Source organism: Gulosibacter sediminis, assembly GCF_023370115.1.
Taxonomy (GTDB): Bacteria; Actinomycetota; Actinomycetes; order Actinomycetales; family Microbacteriaceae; genus Gulosibacter; species Gulosibacter sediminis_A.
The window spans coordinates 729,862-743,607 of record NZ_CP097160.1; the positions used below are offsets into that span (position 1 = coordinate 729,862).

Sequence of the window (13,746 nt, forward strand, 5' to 3'; positions counted from 1 at the left end):
CGTTGAAAGGATGCGAGTGCGCACGTCTCGTACGCCCGGCCTGATCCGCCTGCTTGTGACCGCGGCGGCAGCGACCGCCCTCCTCGCGGGTTGTGCCAGCAATGCCGAACCCGAACCGAACGAGACGCAGGCGACGCAGAGCGCCGAGCCGACGTTTGACCCGAACGGTGGAGCCGAGGCGAACAAGGCCTACTTCGACGCGACGCTCGAGGACATGCTCGCCGACAACGACAAGGCGAGCTCGCACGACTTCGTCGACACCCTCGCGGATGCGGGCTTCGACAAGTCGAAGATGGAGGTCACGTTCGACAAGACCACCATCGACCTCGACGCCGACTACATCATCGTGTCGGTCAAGATGCCCGACGACCAGTGCCTCATTGGGCAGCGCAGCAGCAAGGGGTACGCCTCGATGGTTGCCGAGCCCATGAGCACCGGCAAGTGCCTCATCGGTAAGACGCAAGACATCGACTGGTAAGTAGACTGGAACATATGGCCGAGTACATCTATCAAATGGTCCGCGCTCGCAAGAAGGTGGGCGACAAGCTCATCCTCGACGACGTGACCATGTCCTTCTTCCCCGGCGCCAAGATCGGCATGGTTGGTCCCAACGGTGCCGGTAAGTCCACCATCCTCAAGATCATGGCCGGGCTCGACGAGCCCTCGAACGGCGACGCGAAGCTCACGCCGGGCTTCACCGTCGGCATCCTGTTGCAGGAGCCGCCGCTGAACGAGGAAAAGACCGTCCGCGAGAACGTCGAAGAGGGTGTCGGCGCCATCAAGGCGAAGCTCGACCGCTTCAACGAGATCTCGGCCGAGATGGCCAACCCCGACGCCGACTTCGACGCGCTCATGGAAGAAATGGGCTCGCTGCAGACCGAGATCGACGCGGCCGACGCGTGGGACCTCGACAACCAGCTCGAGCAGGCGATGGATGCACTGCGCTGCCCGCCCGCCGACGAGCCCGTCACCAACCTCTCGGGTGGTGAGCGTCGCCGCGTCGCGCTGTGCAAGCTCCTGCTCGAGAAGCCCGACCTCCTGCTCCTCGACGAGCCCACCAACCACCTCGACGCCGAGAGCGTGCTCTGGCTCGAGCAGCACCTGCAGAAGTACCCCGGCGCCGTCATCGCCGTGACGCACGACCGGTACTTCCTCGACCACGTCGCCCAGTGGATCGCCGAGGTCGACCGCGGTCGCCTCTACCCCTACGAAGGCAACTACTCGACCTACCTCGAGAAGAAGCAGGAACGCCTGCAGATTCAGGGCAAGAAGGATGCGAAGCTCGCGAAGCGTCTTGCCGAAGAACTCGAGTGGGTCCGCTCGAACTCGAAGGGTCGCCAGGCGAAGTCGAAGGCGCGTCTCGCGCGCTACGAAGAGATGGCTGCCGAGGCCGAGCGCACCCGCAAGCTCGACTTCGAAGAGATCCAGATTCCGCCGGGGCCGCGCCTCGGCAACATCATCATCGAGGCGAAGGATCTCAAGAAGGGCTTCGGCGACCGAGTGCTCTTCGAACACCTCTCGTTCTCGCTGCCGCGCAACGGCATCGTCGGCATCATCGGCCCGAACGGTGTCGGTAAGTCGACGCTGTTCAAGACGATCGTCGGCTTCGAACCCCTCGATGGCGGCGACCTCAAGATCGGCGAGACCGTCAAGATCTCATACGTCGACCAGGGCCGCTCGGGCATCGACTCCGAGAAGTCGGTCTGGGAGGTCGTCTCCGACGGTCTCGACTACATCCAGGTCGGCCAGGTCGAGATCCCGTCGCGTGCCTACGCGTCGTCGTTCGGCTTCAAGGGCCCCGACCAGCAGAAGAAGGCCGGCGTGCTCTCGGGTGGTGAGCGCAACCGTCTCAATCTCGCGCTCACGCTCAAGCAGGGCGGCAACCTGCTGCTGCTTGACGAGCCGACGAACGACCTCGACGTCGAGACCCTCTCGAGCCTCGAGAACGCGCTGCTCGAGTTCCCCGGCTGCGCCGTCGTCATCACCCACGACCGGTGGTTCCTCGACCGCGTCGCGACGCACATCCTCGCCTACGAGGGCACCGAGGAGAACCCGTCGAACTGGTACTGGTTCGAGGGCAACTTCGAGGGCTACGAGGCGAACAAGGTCGAGCGACTCGGTCCCGAGGCGGCCAAGCCGTCGCGGGTGACCTACCGCAAGCTCACGCGCGACTAATGTCGAGCGGCGCCCAGTGCTGGTCGAGCGGTGACGTCGACGGCGAGCGTCGCTACCACGTGCCGATTCCGGTGCGCTGGCGCGACCTCGACGGCTACGGTCACGTCAACAACGCGACCATGTTCACGCTGCTCGAAGAGGCCCGTGTGCAGGCGTTCTGGGTGGTTCCGCCGGAAAGTGGCGAACCACCCAGGCCGCTCGGCGTCGTGAACGCCGGCGCCGACGCCGACACGAACACGCTCATTGCCGCGCAGTCGATCGAGTACCGCGCGCCGATTCCGCAGCTGCACCGTCCCCTCGACATCGCGCTGTGGATCAGCGAGATCGGCGCGGCCTCGGCCGAGGTCTCGTACGAGGTGTGGAGCCCCGTCGGCGACGCCGAGCGCACGCTCTACACCGTCGCGCGCAGCACGATCGTGTTTATCGATGCGGCAAGCGGCCGGCCCCGCCGGCTGACCGAGGCCGAACGCGCTGCCTGGCGGCCGTACGTCGGCCCCCGGGTCGAGCTGCGCGCCGACAAGAAGCTGCGGGTATGACAGCCACCCTTCAGCTGGGCAACCCCATTGCCCGCGCCGACCTCGCGACCTATCTCGGGCGCGCGGGCCGCATCGAGGACTCGGGCGTGCGCATCCAGCAGGTCGCCGAAACCGGCATTGCCCTCTGGGTGCCGGTGCTTCGGCCCGCGGGCATCCTCACCGATTCGCCCCTCGTCATCGGCGTGCGCGCGCTGAGCGCGCAGGTTACCGGCGCCGACGAGTCCGACCGGCTCGACGGCTACTTCGACGCCATCGTGCCGTTGCGGGGCATGCTCGACCGGCTCGCGCGCGAGCCAGAGAGCGACGCGGAGGCCCGCAGCATCCCGCTGCCGCCCGAGCGGCTGCACGAGGCCTGGACCGGCACGCGGCCGCCGCTCGGCGGCTGGCACCGGGTCACGTCCCTCGACGCCGGCGTGCTCACGCGCGTCGCGGATGCGGGCATCGCCGAAATCACGCAGGCGACCGGCAACGAACTCGGCCAATTACTCGCCGAGCGGGTGCGCACCGATGTTTGGACGCGCATGCTGCCGGACGACGCGGTGGCGAGCGAAATCGCTGATCAGGATGCGCCCGATCGGCTTCCGCCGGCCGGCGCGGCCTTCGCGGCGCACGCGCTGGGGTTCCTTCGCGCCGGAGAAACTGGGACACTTTCGACGGCGCCCGGCTGGTGGCGCCTCGGCTTCGCGGCGGGCCAAGTGCTCGTGCGGCGCAGAAATTACGCCAGCGCGCACTAGGCTACAAAGGCTAGGGACGATAACCGAGAGGATCCACACCTTGACCGCAATGCACGCCACCATCGAGGTGCTCAAGAACGATGTGCTCGCCCGCAACGCCGGAGAGCCGGAGTTCCATCAGGCAGTGGTCGAGGTGCTCGACTCACTCGCGCCGGTGCTCGAAACGCACCCGGAGTACCTCGACCAGGACGTCATCCGCCGCCTCTGCGAGCCCGAGCGTCAGGTGATTTTCCGCGTGCCCTGGATCGACTCGAAGGGCAACGTCAACATCAACCGCGGGTACCGGGTTGAGTTCAACTCGGCCCTCGGCCCGTACAAGGGCGGTCTGCGCTTCCACCCGACGGTCAACCTCGGCATCGTGAAGTTCCTCGGCTTCGAGCAGACCTTCAAGAACTCGCTCACCGGCCTGCCCATTGGCGGCGGTAAGGGCGGCAGCGACTTCGACCCGCACGGCCGCAGCGACCGCGACATCATGGCGTTCTGCCAGTCGTTCATGACCGAGCTCTACCGCCACATCGGCGAGTACACCGACGTGCCCGCGGGCGACATCGGCGTCGGCACGCGCGAGATCGGCTACATGTTCGGCCAGTACAAGCGCATCACCAACCGCTTCGAGTCGGGCGTGCTCACGGGCAAGGGCCTCTCGTGGGGCGGCTCGCTCGTGCGCCCCGAAGCGACCGGCTACGGCACGATCTTCTTCGCGCGCGAGATGCTCGCGACGCGCGGCGAGGACTTCGAGGGCAAGCGCGTCTCGGTCTCGGGCTCGGGCAACGTCGCGATCTACGCGATCGAAAAGGCGCAGGAGCTCGGCGCGGTCGTCGTGACCGCTTCGGACTCGAAGGGTGCGATTTACGACCCCGACGGCATCGACCTCGACCTGCTCAAGCAGATCAAGCTCGAGGAGCGCGGCCGCATCAGCGAGTACGCCGACCGCCGCAGCAACCGCGTTGAGTTCCACGAGAACCGCAACGACGTGTGGCAGGTGCCCGTCGACGTCGCGCTGCCCTGCGCCACGCAGAACGAGCTCGACGTGCACGCGGCGCAGACGCTCATCAACAACGGCCTCAAGGTCGTCGCCGAGGGCGCGAACATGCCGCTCACCGCCGACGCCGCCTCGCTCATGCGCGAGACCGAGGGCGTGCTGTTCGGCCCGGCGAAGGCCGTGAACGCCGGTGGCGTCGCCACGAGCGCGCTCGAGATGCAGCAGAACGCCTCGCGCGACCGCTGGACGTTCGACTACACCGAGACCCGCCTCGAAGAGATCATGGTCGACGTGCACGAGACCTGCCGCGCCACCGCGCAGGAGTACGGCGCCCCGAGTGACTACGTGCTCGGCGCGAACATCGCCGGTGTCACCAAGGTCGTCGACGCGATGATCGCGCAGGGCCTGGTCTAGGCCGATTCGCCGCTGCCCGCCAGCCGGGTAGGATGAACGACAACGACAGGGGAGCGCCGAGCGGCGCTGAGAGTGCCACACTGGCAGACCCTCGAACCTGATCCGGTTAGTACCGGCGAAGGAAGTCGAGTTCTCTCCATCCGGGCGCGACATCGCGCGCGGATGCCCTCCATGCGAATGGAGGACACAATGCTACGTCGATCATCCACCCGACTCACCTCGACCGCGGCCCTCGCGGCGACGGCACTCCTGCTGAGCGGATGCACGCTCGTCGGCGGTACCGGGGCGAACGAGCCGAGCTCGTCGGCCTCGGGCACCGTGACGATGCTCACGCACGACTCGTTCAACGTGAGCGACGAGCTCATCGCCGAGTTCGAGTCGGCGACCGGCTACGACCTCGTCATCACCTCGCCCGGCGACGCCGGCGTCGTGACGAGCCAGCTGCTGCTCGCGGGCGACGCCCCGGGCGTCGACGGCGTCTACGGCCTCGACAACTACTCGGCGCAGACGGTCATCGACGCCGACGTGCTCGCGCCGTACACCTCGCCAAACCTGCCCGCATCCGCCGGCGCCCTCACGCTCAGCGATGAGCTCACGCCGATCGACCAGGGACAGGTCTGCGTCAACATCGACCACGAATGGTTCGAAGAGAATGGCGTCGACGAGCCGACGACGCTCGACGACCTCGCCACCGACGAGTACGCGCCGCTGCTCGCCGTGACGAACCCACTCACCTCGTCGCCCGGCCTCGCGTTCCTCGTCGCCACCGTCGCCGAGTACGGCGACGGCTGGCAGGACTACTGGCAGCAGCTGCTCGACGGCGGCGCCAAGGTCGAAGGCAGCTGGTCTGATGTCTACTATGTCGACTTCTCGGGCGCCGAGGGTGAAGGCGAGTTCCCGCTCGTGCTGAGCTACTCGTCGTCGCCGGCCGAATCGGGCGGCACCACGGGCGTGCTCGAGGCGAGCTGCACGACCCAGGTCGAGTACGCCGGCGTCACGAAGGGCGCCGAAAACCCGACCGGCGCGCAGGCCTTCATCGACTTCATGCTGAGCGAAGACTTCCAGCAGGCGCTGCCCGAGTCGATGTACATGTACCCGGTTGACGACGCGGTCGAGCTGCCGAGCGAGTGGGCGCAGCACGCGAGCCTCGTCGAGGAGCCGCTCGACCTCGACCCGGCCGAGGTCGCCACCAACCGCGACGCCTGGCTGGAGGAGTGGAACACGCTGTATGAGGCGAGCTAGCTGGCTTGCGGGCGCAGTAGTCCTCGCGTTCCTCGCCATATTCTTTGGCTGGCCAGTGGCCAGCATGCTCTGGCGGGGCATCTCGAGCGACTCTGGCATTGACCTCACCGGCTACGGTGAGGTGCTTGCCAGCGCCCGCACCTGGCAGCTGCTCGCGAACACGGTCGGCCTCGCCCTCGCCGCCGCGCTCGGCGCGGTCGTGCTGGGGGTGCCGACCGCGAGCATCCTCTATCGCCGCCGAGTGCCCGGTGGAGCGCTCCTGCGCGGCCTCATCACCGTGCCGTTCGTGCTGCCCACCGTGGTGGTCGGGGTCGCCTTCCGGGCGCTGCTCGGGTCGACCGGCCCCCTCGGGTGGCTCGGGCTCGACGGCACGACGTTTTCAGTCGTGCTCGCGCTAGTATTCTTCAACGTCGCGGTCGTCGCTCGGCAGGTGGGGAGCTTTTGGCGCGGCCTCGACCCGCGCCTCGCCGAGGCGGCCCGCACGCTCGGGGCGTCGCCGACGCGCGCGTTCTGCACCGTCACGCTGCCGCAGCTCATGCCGGCCATCGTTGCCTCAGCGTGCCTCGTGCTGTTGTTCTGCTCGACCGCCTTCGGCATCGTGCTCACGCTCGGCACGCCAGCGCCCGGCACGCTCGAGACCGAGATTTACACCCAGACCACGGTGTTCCTCGACCTTCGCACCGCGGCGGTGCTCTCGACCCTGCAGCTGCTCATCGTCGTCGCGACCCTCGTGGTGTCGGCCCGGCTCAACCGGCGCACCGAGGCGCGCATCAAGCTGCGCGACAACCCCGAGCTCCCGCTGCGCCGTGGCGACGTTCCGGCCGCGGTCGTCGCCGCGTTCACGGTGTTCGGCCTCGAACTGCTGCCGCTCGCGACCCTGCTCATCCGCTCGGTGCGCGTCGACGGCGCCTGGAGCCTGCACAACTACGCGGCGCTCTCGAGCAGTGGCGACGGTTTCTCTGGGGGAGTGACCGTGGTTGAAGCCCTGCAACACTCGCTGCAGGCCGCGGTCGACGCCACCTGGATCTCGCTGCTCTTCGGCATTCCCCTCGCCCTGCTCCTGTCGCGGCGCGTGCGCGGTGCCGCAGCGGCCGGGCAGCGCGTGCTCGACCTCGCGATCATGCTGCCGCTCGGCGTCTCGGCCGTGACGCTCGGCTTCGGCTATGTCGTCTCGCTCCAGGCCGTCGCCCCGCAGCTTGCGCACTCCGGCACGCTCGTGCCGCTCGCCCAGGCGGTCGTTGCCCTGCCGCTCGTCGTGCGCTCGCTCGTGCCGGCGATGCGCGCGATCGACCCACGGCTCCGCGACGCCGCCGCGACCCTTGGCGCAACGCCCTGGCGCATCCTGCGCACTGTCGACGGGCCAGTGCTCGCGCGGGCGCTCGGCATCGGCGCGGGCTTCGCGTTCGCGACCTCGCTCGGCGAGTTCGGGGCCACGAGCTTCCTCGCCTCACCCGAGCGGGCGACCCTGCCCATCCTCATTGCCCGTCTGCTCGGCCGACCAGGCGGCGACAACTACGGCATGGCGCTTGCGGCGTCGGTGCTGCTCGCCGTGATCTGCGGCACCATGATGCTGCTCAGCGAATACCTGCGCCCACGCTCGGCCCGAACCACGATCGGAGGTGCCTGGTGACCAAACCGGCACTCGAACTGCGCGGCGTGACCGTGCGCTACCCCGACGGCAGCACGCCGGTGCGCGATATTGACCTCACGGTCGCCGACGGTGAGGTCGTTGCCCTGCTCGGTGCATCCGGCCTCGGCAAGTCGTCGCTGTTGCGCGGCATCGCGGGCCTCGAACGCGTCAGCGCGGGTGAGGTGTGGATGCGCGGGGAACTGGTCACCGAGCTGCCCACGCACCGACGTGGGTGCGGCATGGTGTTTCAAGACGGCCAGCTGTTTCCCTATCGTTCCGTCGCGAAGAACCTTGCCTATGGGCTCGAGGTTGCGGGCATGCCGAAGGCGCAGCGCCGCGAGCGCGTCGCGGAGATGCTCGAACTCGTTGACCTGCCCGGTTACGAGGATCGCGCCGTGCAGACGCTTTCGGGCGGCCAGGCGCAGCGCGTCGCTCTGGCGCGCTCGCTCGCGGTGACGCCGCGTCTCCTGCTCCTCGACGAGCCGCTCTCGGCGCTCGACGCGGACCTGCGGGGGCGACTCGCGGTCGATCTTCGCAATATTCTGAAATCGACAGGAACCGCCGCGATCTACGTCACGCACGACCGCCAAGAGGCGACGACGATTGCGGATCGCGTGGTCGATCTCGAAGCACTAGGGCAGCAGCCAGACCGCCGAACGCGCCCGTGAGGTGGCCCTGCCACGAGACTCCAGCGCCCGCCGCGAAGATGCCGGTGAGCATCGCGCCGCCGTAGAGCAGCACGATGACCACCGCGATGACGCCGAAGAGGAGGCGATGGCGCATCTCGCGGGCAACGAAGACTCGGGTGAGGAGGTAGGCGAAGTAGCCGAACACGAGCCCCGACGCGCCGACCGTGATGGTGCCCGGCGCCGTCAGGAAGAGGGGACCGAGTGCGCCGATCAGCGCGACGATGAGCGTCACGAGCCAGAATCGCCGCGCCCCCTCGAGCGCCACGAGCGCGCCGAGCACGAGGAACGGCAGGGAGTTGCCGATGAGGTGATTCCAGTCGCTGTGGAGCAGCGGTGCGAGCACGATTCCCGGCAACGACGAGAAATCCCACGCCCGAATACCGAAGCGCTCCCATTGACCTGGGAGGATCCGGTCAAAGATCTCGACGAGCCACATCACGGCAAGCATCGCGGCCGGAGGAAAAACGGCTGGCCAGCGACGAGGTTTGGGATCGGCGGGGGACAGCTCGTGCGCGCGCATGCAGCAAGTCAAGCAGAATCGGTTTTTGCATCGGTTCAGGTGTTGCTAGTGTCTAGGGGTGCAATCGAGGCGAGCAGTGGTGACAGCGTTGTCGGCGCTCGTCGCTGTGTGCCTCACCGGGTGCGCCCCGACGCTGTCGAACACCGCGAGTCAATGGAGCGCGGCCGACAGCCAGGAAGAGACGATGGCGACCGAGACGATCTCGATCGCAGCGCTCCACTGTGACGTCCCGATGAACTGGGAAGACGTGAGCCGCTCGGACGCGACCGAGGTGTATCCCGTCGCCTACTCGAGCACCGACAAGGGAGGTGCGACCTCGACGCTGCGCTTCTCTCCCGATTATCACAACGCCACGACCGTCGCCGAGGCCGTCTCACAGGTGAGCGCGCCCGACGAGGACGCCGAGACCGAGCACGGCATCACCGGCTCGACGACGCAGCCCGGCCAGCCGTATCCGGGCGCGGTGACCGCCCGCACCGCCGAGCACTACTTCGCGACCGAGGCCGGCACCGAGATGGTGACGCACTGGTGGTTCCTCCAGGACGAGAAGACCGGCACGATCTACGCCGTCGAATTCACCGGTGAGGACACCGACGACAGCGTGGCGCTCATCGAAACGATCGACTCGTCGATTCGCCTCGGCGACGCCTAACACGCACATATCAACAAACCTGCATGCATTCCTCGTGTAGGAGGAGTATGGTCACTCCTTTCAGAAAAGAGGAAAACGCATGCAAATTAGTGCAGCAGTCGTGTCGGCGGCCTCCGCCGACTTTGAAATTCAGACCCTCGACCTCGAGGACCCGCGCGCAGGCGAAATTCGCGTCAAGCTCGTCGCGACCGGTGTCTGCCACACCGACGCGTTCATCCGCGACGGCGGGTATCCCACGAACTTCCCGGTCGTGCTCGGCCACGAGGGCGCCGGCATCGTCGAGTCGGTCGGCACCGCTGTCACCTCGGTGAAGCCCGGCGACCGCGTCGTGCTCGGCTTCAACTCGTGCGGTCACTGCGAGAATTGCCTCGGCGGCAAGCCCGCGTACTGCCTCGAGTTCAACGCCTACAACTTCGGCGGCGGCCGCACCGACGGCTCGAGCGCCATCAGCCGCGACGGCGAGCCCGTCAGCAGCAACTTCTTCGGCCAGTCGAGCTTCGCCACCTACGCGATCGCCACCGAGCGCAACGTCGTGAAGGTTGACGACGACGCCCCGCTCGAACTGCTCGGCCCCCTCGGCTGTGGCCTTTCGACCGGTGCCGGCGCGATCATCAACTCGCTCGAGGTCGGCGCCGGCGCGAGCGTGGGCGTCTTCGGCACCGGTGCGGTCGGCTCGGCCGCGATCATGGCCGCGGCAGCAGTTGGCGCCACCACGATCATCGCGCTCGACCTCAACGACGATCGCCTCGCGCTCGCGAAGGAGCTTGGCGCAACCCACAGCATCAACTCCGGCAAGGAAGACGTCGAGGCGCGCGTCGCCGAGATCACCGGCGGCCGCGGGCTCGATTTCGTGCTCGACACCACCGGCGTGCCCGCCGTGACGAGCTCGGCCGCGCCGCTGCTCGCAGTGAAGGGCACCCTTGGCCTCGTCGGTGCCGCGAAGCCCGGCGCCGAGGTGAACTTCGAGGTGGGCGCCTCGCTCATCAAGGGCTGGTCGTTCAAGACCATCGTCGAGGGCGACGCCGTGCCGCAGGACTTCATTCCGCGCCTCGTGCACCTGTGGCGCCTCGGCAAGTTCCCGATCGAGAAGATTTCGAAGACCTTCTCGTTCGAGCAGATCAACGAGGCCTTCGAGGCGTCGAAGTCGGGCGAGGTTATCAAGCCAGTGCTCGTCTTCGAACAGTAAGCACCGCACTACGAGCAACGCCCCGGTCGTCAGGCCGGGGCGTTGCTCGTTTTCCGCGTGGTGGTTATGGCTCGGGCGTTGGCTCGAATGTGTTCACCATCGCGTGCGCGGCGCGGTCGAAGTAGGCATCCATCGACGAGCGCACCATCGGCGAAAAGCCCATGGTGTCGAGGGCCGCACACATGTGTGTGAGCCAGCGGTCGCGCGCGTCGGGGTTCACATGAAATTCGACGTGGCGCATGCGCAGGCGAGGGTGCCCGCGCATCGACGAGTAGGTGGCCGGCCCGCCGAAGTACTGGCCGAGAAACCGGCTCAGGCGCCAGATTGCCCCCTCGAGGTCGTCGGCCGGGTACATGGGCCAGAGCACCGGATCCTGCTGCACGCCGTCGTAGAAACGCCGCACGAGCGTTTCGAACGTCGTCATTCCGCCGACTTCGTCATACAGAGTGGGCGCCAACGAATCAGACATGCCTCCAGCCTAGCCACAGGGGCACCTATACTCCGGCGGTGACAGGTCTAGTCCTCCTCGGTCGGGCGGGGCTCGATGCCGTTGGGGCCGTCGAAGCGCACGAGGTTCATTGGCGGCAGCGCGATATTCTCGGCCTTGAGTGCATCCTGGATGCGGGCGCGCAGCTCGCGCTCGACGCTCCAGCGCTCGCCCGGCGAGGTCTTCACCGCGAGGCGCATGATGACGGCGTCGGCCGAGAGGGTCTGGAGGCCCCACACGCTCGGCTTCTCAAGCAGCTTCATCATCCAGTCGATGTCCTCGTACATGTCGCTGCCGACCTGCTCAATCACGCGCTGCACGCGCTCGCGGTCCTCCGAGTACGGCACGGGCAGGTCGATGATCGCGCGGTTCCAGCCCTGCGAATAGTTGCCGACGCGCTGAATCTCGCCGTTGCGCACGTACCAGAGCTGGCCGTAGACGTCGCGCACCTGGGTGACACGAATGCCGACGGCCTCGACCGTGCCGATCGCGTACTCCATGTCGACGTCGTCGCCGACGCCGATCTGGTCTTCGATCACCATGAACATGCCGTTGAGTACGTCGCCGACGATCTTCTGTGCACCGAAACCGAGGCCGGCACCGATCGCAGCGGAAAGCACGGTGAGTGACTGGAGGAAGCTCGGGCTGATGACGCCGATGCACCAGAGCACCACGATGATCACGATGACGACTGTGAGGATGTTCGACAGCACCTGCCCGATCGTGCGGGTGCGCTGCACGGTGCGCACCGACTCGAGCGGCGAGCGGATCGCGAGCATCTGGGTGTCATCGACGCCCCGCTTGCGCTTCACCCCCTCGACGATCTGCCGCACGAAGCGCTTGATGAGCTGCTGCAGCAACCAGTGCGCCACCCAGGCGCCGACGATGATGAGGATGACCTGCACGAGGGGCCAGAACGGTCCGAGTGCGGCGATGACGTTGTCGAAAAACTCTTGCATATCGCCACCGAGCGTAGGGCGTGAAGCGTGAGAAATCCTGCAGCGACCGTTACCTCGGGGCAACCTCTGAGCCACGCGCCGTGGTTACAATGACGAATTGTTAGGTCACCGGAACATCTTGTAACACAGGAGCTGCCATGTCCCAGGCGAACCAATCAGGCGACTACGTCGACGTGCCGCCGAGCAACGTCGAAGCGCCGGATGCGCACGGCAAGTTTTCGCTCAACGAAGACTGGGCGGCGACCGCCATCGGTCTCGTGATTCTCGGGCTGTGCCTGCTGCAGGTCATCCCCGACATCAAGGGGCTGTTCCTCTAATGGCTACCACCAACACGAACGCGCCCATCGTCAACGAGGATGCGCAGGAGCAGCCGCAGGGCTCGCCCGCGTGGGGCTTCGCGGGCTTCGTGCTCGTGCTCGTCCTCGCCTGGATCGTCCAGGTGCTCACGACGAACCTGCCCGACTGGACGGAGGGCACCTGGTTCGGCCAGGTCTCGAAGTCGATCGAGTTCCCCGTCTACGCGATCATCCTCGGCTTCGCCTTCAACGGCATCCTCTCGCTGCTCGGCATTCGCGACCGCATGTCGGGCGGCTTCCGCACCGAGTTCTTCATCAAGATCGGCCTCGTGCTGCTCGGCGCCGGCGTCAACGTCACCGTAATTCTCGACATGGGCCTGCCCGCCGTGCTGCAGGCGCTCCTGCTTATCGCGGTCGTCTTCTTCTTCACCTGGTGGTTCGCCGGCATCATCGGCCTCGAGCCGCACCTGCGCGCGTTGCTCGCCTCGGCGCTCTCGATCTGTGGTGTCTCGGCCGCCGTCGCCGCGGCGGGCGCCGTGCACGCGAAGAAAGAGCAGCTCGCCTACGTCGCCGGCCTCGTGATCGTCTTCGCGCTGCCCGCGATCTTCCTGCTGCCGTGGCTCGCCGACCTCATGGGCCTCTCGCCGATCGTCACCGGCGCCTGGATCGGCGGCAACATCGACACGACCGCCGCCGTGACCGCGGCCGGCGCCGTCGCGGGCGACGAGGTACTCCAGTACGCCTCGATCGTCAAGATGATTCAGAACGCGCTCATCGGCTTCGTCGCGGTCGCGCTCTCGATCTACTTCACGCTGCGCGTCGACCGCCCTGCCGGCGTGGATGCGATGCGCGTCACCCGCTCGGGCTGGGGCGAGGTCTGGTCGCGCTTCCCGAAGTTCGTGCTCGGCTTCATCGCCGCCTCGCTCGTCGTGTCGATGCTCGCCGCAGCATTCCCGGCCGCGCTCGAGGACGGCGCGTGGCTCGACAACGGGATGAGCGCCGCGAAGACGCTGCAGACGGTGTTCTTCACCCTCGCGTTCGTGTCGATCGGCCTCGAGTTCCGTTTCGGTGCGCTGCGCGACGCGGGCTGGAAGCCGGTGCTCGTGTTCTTCGCCGGCACGATCGTCAACCTCATCGCGGGCCTCGCGCTGTCGACGCTGCTCTTCGGCGTGCTGTTCCCGTAACGCTGCGCCAACGACGAAGCCCGGCACCCACAGTGGGCGCCGGGCTTCGTCGTTGCGGTC

At 67.2% G+C, this 13,746-nt stretch carries 15 protein-coding genes and 1 riboswitch; of the genes, 12 read left to right on the forward strand and 3 right to left on the reverse strand.

The genetic code is table 11. The annotated features are described in order from the left end of the window. The first annotated feature begins 16 nt into the window (after nucleotides 1-16). From M3M28_RS03245 to M3M28_RS03280, 8 genes are all read left to right on the forward strand, one after another. Nucleotides 17-478 carry a DUF6993 domain-containing protein gene (locus M3M28_RS03245; RefSeq protein WP_249387414.1) on the forward strand — a complete coding sequence of 154 codons (462 nt, stop codon included), beginning with the start codon at nucleotides 17-19 and terminating at the stop codon, nucleotides 476-478. A gap of 14 nt (nucleotides 479-492) precedes the next feature. Next, nucleotides 493-2,175, forward strand: coding sequence for an energy-dependent translational throttle protein EttA (gene ettA, locus M3M28_RS03250; protein WP_249387415.1), 1,683 nt, complete (start codon nucleotides 493-495; stop codon nucleotides 2,173-2,175). Next, nucleotides 2,175-2,711, forward strand: a complete 537-nt coding sequence (locus M3M28_RS03255; RefSeq protein WP_249387416.1) for an acyl-CoA thioesterase — start codon at nucleotides 2,175-2,177, stop codon at nucleotides 2,709-2,711. The genes ettA and M3M28_RS03255 overlap by 1 nt, the downstream gene beginning before the upstream one ends. Further along, entirely contained in the window at nucleotides 2,708-3,445 is a 738-nt protein-coding gene (locus M3M28_RS03260; protein WP_249387417.1) for a hypothetical protein, read from the forward strand. The genes M3M28_RS03255 and M3M28_RS03260 overlap by 4 nt, the downstream gene beginning before the upstream one ends. 49 nt (nucleotides 3,446-3,494) lie before the next feature. After that, nucleotides 3,495-4,841 (forward strand): NADP-specific glutamate dehydrogenase, encoded by a 1,347-nt coding sequence (gene gdhA, locus M3M28_RS03265; protein WP_249387974.1) that lies wholly within the window; start codon nucleotides 3,495-3,497, stop codon nucleotides 4,839-4,841. 37 nt (nucleotides 4,842-4,878) lie between these two features. After that, a riboswitch (TPP riboswitch) is annotated at nucleotides 4,879-4,982 on the forward strand. Nucleotides 4,983-5,030: 48 nt separating this feature from the next. Continuing rightward, complete coding sequence (locus tag M3M28_RS03270; RefSeq protein ID WP_249387418.1) at nucleotides 5,031-6,083, forward strand: thiamine ABC transporter substrate-binding protein; 1,053 nt, start codon at nucleotides 5,031-5,033, stop codon at nucleotides 6,081-6,083. Next, on the forward strand, nucleotides 6,070-7,713 hold the full coding sequence (locus M3M28_RS03275) for an ABC transporter permease (RefSeq protein WP_249387419.1): 1,644 nt from the start codon (nucleotides 6,070-6,072) through the stop codon (nucleotides 7,711-7,713). The genes M3M28_RS03270 and M3M28_RS03275 overlap by 14 nt, the downstream gene beginning before the upstream one ends. After that, nucleotides 7,710-8,381 (forward strand): ABC transporter ATP-binding protein, encoded by a 672-nt coding sequence (locus tag M3M28_RS03280; RefSeq protein WP_249387420.1) that lies wholly within the window; start codon nucleotides 7,710-7,712, stop codon nucleotides 8,379-8,381. The genes M3M28_RS03275 and M3M28_RS03280 overlap by 4 nt, the downstream gene beginning before the upstream one ends. Here M3M28_RS03280 and M3M28_RS03285 read toward each other — a convergent pair. After that, nucleotides 8,287-8,922 (reverse strand): rhomboid family intramembrane serine protease, encoded by a 636-nt coding sequence (locus M3M28_RS03285; RefSeq protein WP_249387421.1) that lies wholly within the window; start codon nucleotides 8,920-8,922, stop codon nucleotides 8,287-8,289. The two genes, M3M28_RS03280 and M3M28_RS03285, sit on opposite strands and share 95 nt — an antisense overlap. A 79-nt stretch (nucleotides 8,923-9,001) precedes the next feature. Here M3M28_RS03285 and M3M28_RS03290 point away from each other — a divergent pair, with 79 nt between their 5' ends. Further along, nucleotides 9,002-9,574: a hypothetical protein gene (locus tag M3M28_RS03290; protein WP_249387422.1), complete on the forward strand. Its 573-nt coding sequence runs from the start codon at nucleotides 9,002-9,004 to the stop codon at nucleotides 9,572-9,574. A 79-nt stretch (nucleotides 9,575-9,653) separates the two neighbouring features. Next, the gene (locus tag M3M28_RS03295; protein WP_249387423.1) at nucleotides 9,654-10,760 is read left to right on the forward strand and encodes an NAD(P)-dependent alcohol dehydrogenase; all 1,107 of its coding nucleotides are present in this window, start codon (nucleotides 9,654-9,656) and stop codon (nucleotides 10,758-10,760) included. A gap of 64 nt (nucleotides 10,761-10,824) precedes the next feature. Here the strand turns inward: M3M28_RS03295 and M3M28_RS03300 are convergent, their stop codons facing one another. After that, nucleotides 10,825-11,229 (reverse strand): globin, encoded by a 405-nt coding sequence (locus tag M3M28_RS03300; protein WP_283255716.1) that lies wholly within the window; start codon nucleotides 11,227-11,229, stop codon nucleotides 10,825-10,827. Between the two features lie 47 nt (nucleotides 11,230-11,276). After that, the gene (locus M3M28_RS03305; RefSeq protein ID WP_249387424.1) at nucleotides 11,277-12,206 is read right to left on the reverse strand and encodes a mechanosensitive ion channel family protein; all 930 of its coding nucleotides are present in this window, start codon (nucleotides 12,204-12,206) and stop codon (nucleotides 11,277-11,279) included. Nucleotides 12,207-12,343: 137 nt separating this feature from the next. Here M3M28_RS03305 and M3M28_RS03310 point away from each other — a divergent pair, with 137 nt between their 5' ends. Then, nucleotides 12,344-12,523: a hypothetical protein gene (locus M3M28_RS03310; protein WP_249387425.1), complete on the forward strand. Its 180-nt coding sequence runs from the start codon at nucleotides 12,344-12,346 to the stop codon at nucleotides 12,521-12,523. After that, entirely contained in the window at nucleotides 12,523-13,686 is a 1,164-nt protein-coding gene (locus tag M3M28_RS03315) for a YeiH family protein (RefSeq protein ID WP_249387426.1), read from the forward strand. Before M3M28_RS03310 ends, M3M28_RS03315 begins: the two co-directional genes overlap by 1 nt. Nucleotides 13,687-13,746: the final 60 nt, after the last annotated feature.

What these genes read in the sequence shown, in the direction of transcription:
- M3M28_RS03300 (WP_283255716.1), bottom strand. Translation starts at nt 11,229, where the DNA reads ATGTCTGATTCGTTGGCGCCCACTCTGTATGACGAAGTCGGCGGAATG.
- M3M28_RS03275 (WP_249387419.1), top strand. Translation starts at nt 6,070, where the DNA reads ATGAGGCGAGCTAGCTGGCTTGCGGGCGCAGTAGTCCTCGCGTTCCTC.
- M3M28_RS03255 (WP_249387416.1), top strand. Translation starts at nt 2,175, where the DNA reads ATGTCGAGCGGCGCCCAGTGCTGGTCGAGCGGTGACGTCGACGGCGAG.
- M3M28_RS03295 (WP_249387423.1), top strand. Translation starts at nt 9,654, where the DNA reads ATGCAAATTAGTGCAGCAGTCGTGTCGGCGGCCTCCGCCGACTTTGAA.
- M3M28_RS03285 (WP_249387421.1), bottom strand. Translation starts at nt 8,922, where the DNA reads ATGCGCGCGCACGAGCTGTCCCCCGCCGATCCCAAACCTCGTCGCTGG.
- M3M28_RS03260 (WP_249387417.1), top strand. Translation starts at nt 2,708, where the DNA reads ATGACAGCCACCCTTCAGCTGGGCAACCCCATTGCCCGCGCCGACCTC.
- gdhA (WP_249387974.1), top strand. Translation starts at nt 3,495, where the DNA reads ATGCACGCCACCATCGAGGTGCTCAAGAACGATGTGCTCGCCCGCAAC.
- M3M28_RS03315 (WP_249387426.1), top strand. Translation starts at nt 12,523, where the DNA reads ATGGCTACCACCAACACGAACGCGCCCATCGTCAACGAGGATGCGCAG.
- M3M28_RS03310 (WP_249387425.1), top strand. Translation starts at nt 12,344, where the DNA reads ATGTCCCAGGCGAACCAATCAGGCGACTACGTCGACGTGCCGCCGAGC.
- ettA (WP_249387415.1), top strand. Translation starts at nt 493, where the DNA reads ATGGCCGAGTACATCTATCAAATGGTCCGCGCTCGCAAGAAGGTGGGC.
- M3M28_RS03270 (WP_249387418.1), top strand. Translation starts at nt 5,031, where the DNA reads ATGCTACGTCGATCATCCACCCGACTCACCTCGACCGCGGCCCTCGCG.
- M3M28_RS03305 (WP_249387424.1), bottom strand. Translation starts at nt 12,206, where the DNA reads ATGCAAGAGTTTTTCGACAACGTCATCGCCGCACTCGGACCGTTCTGG.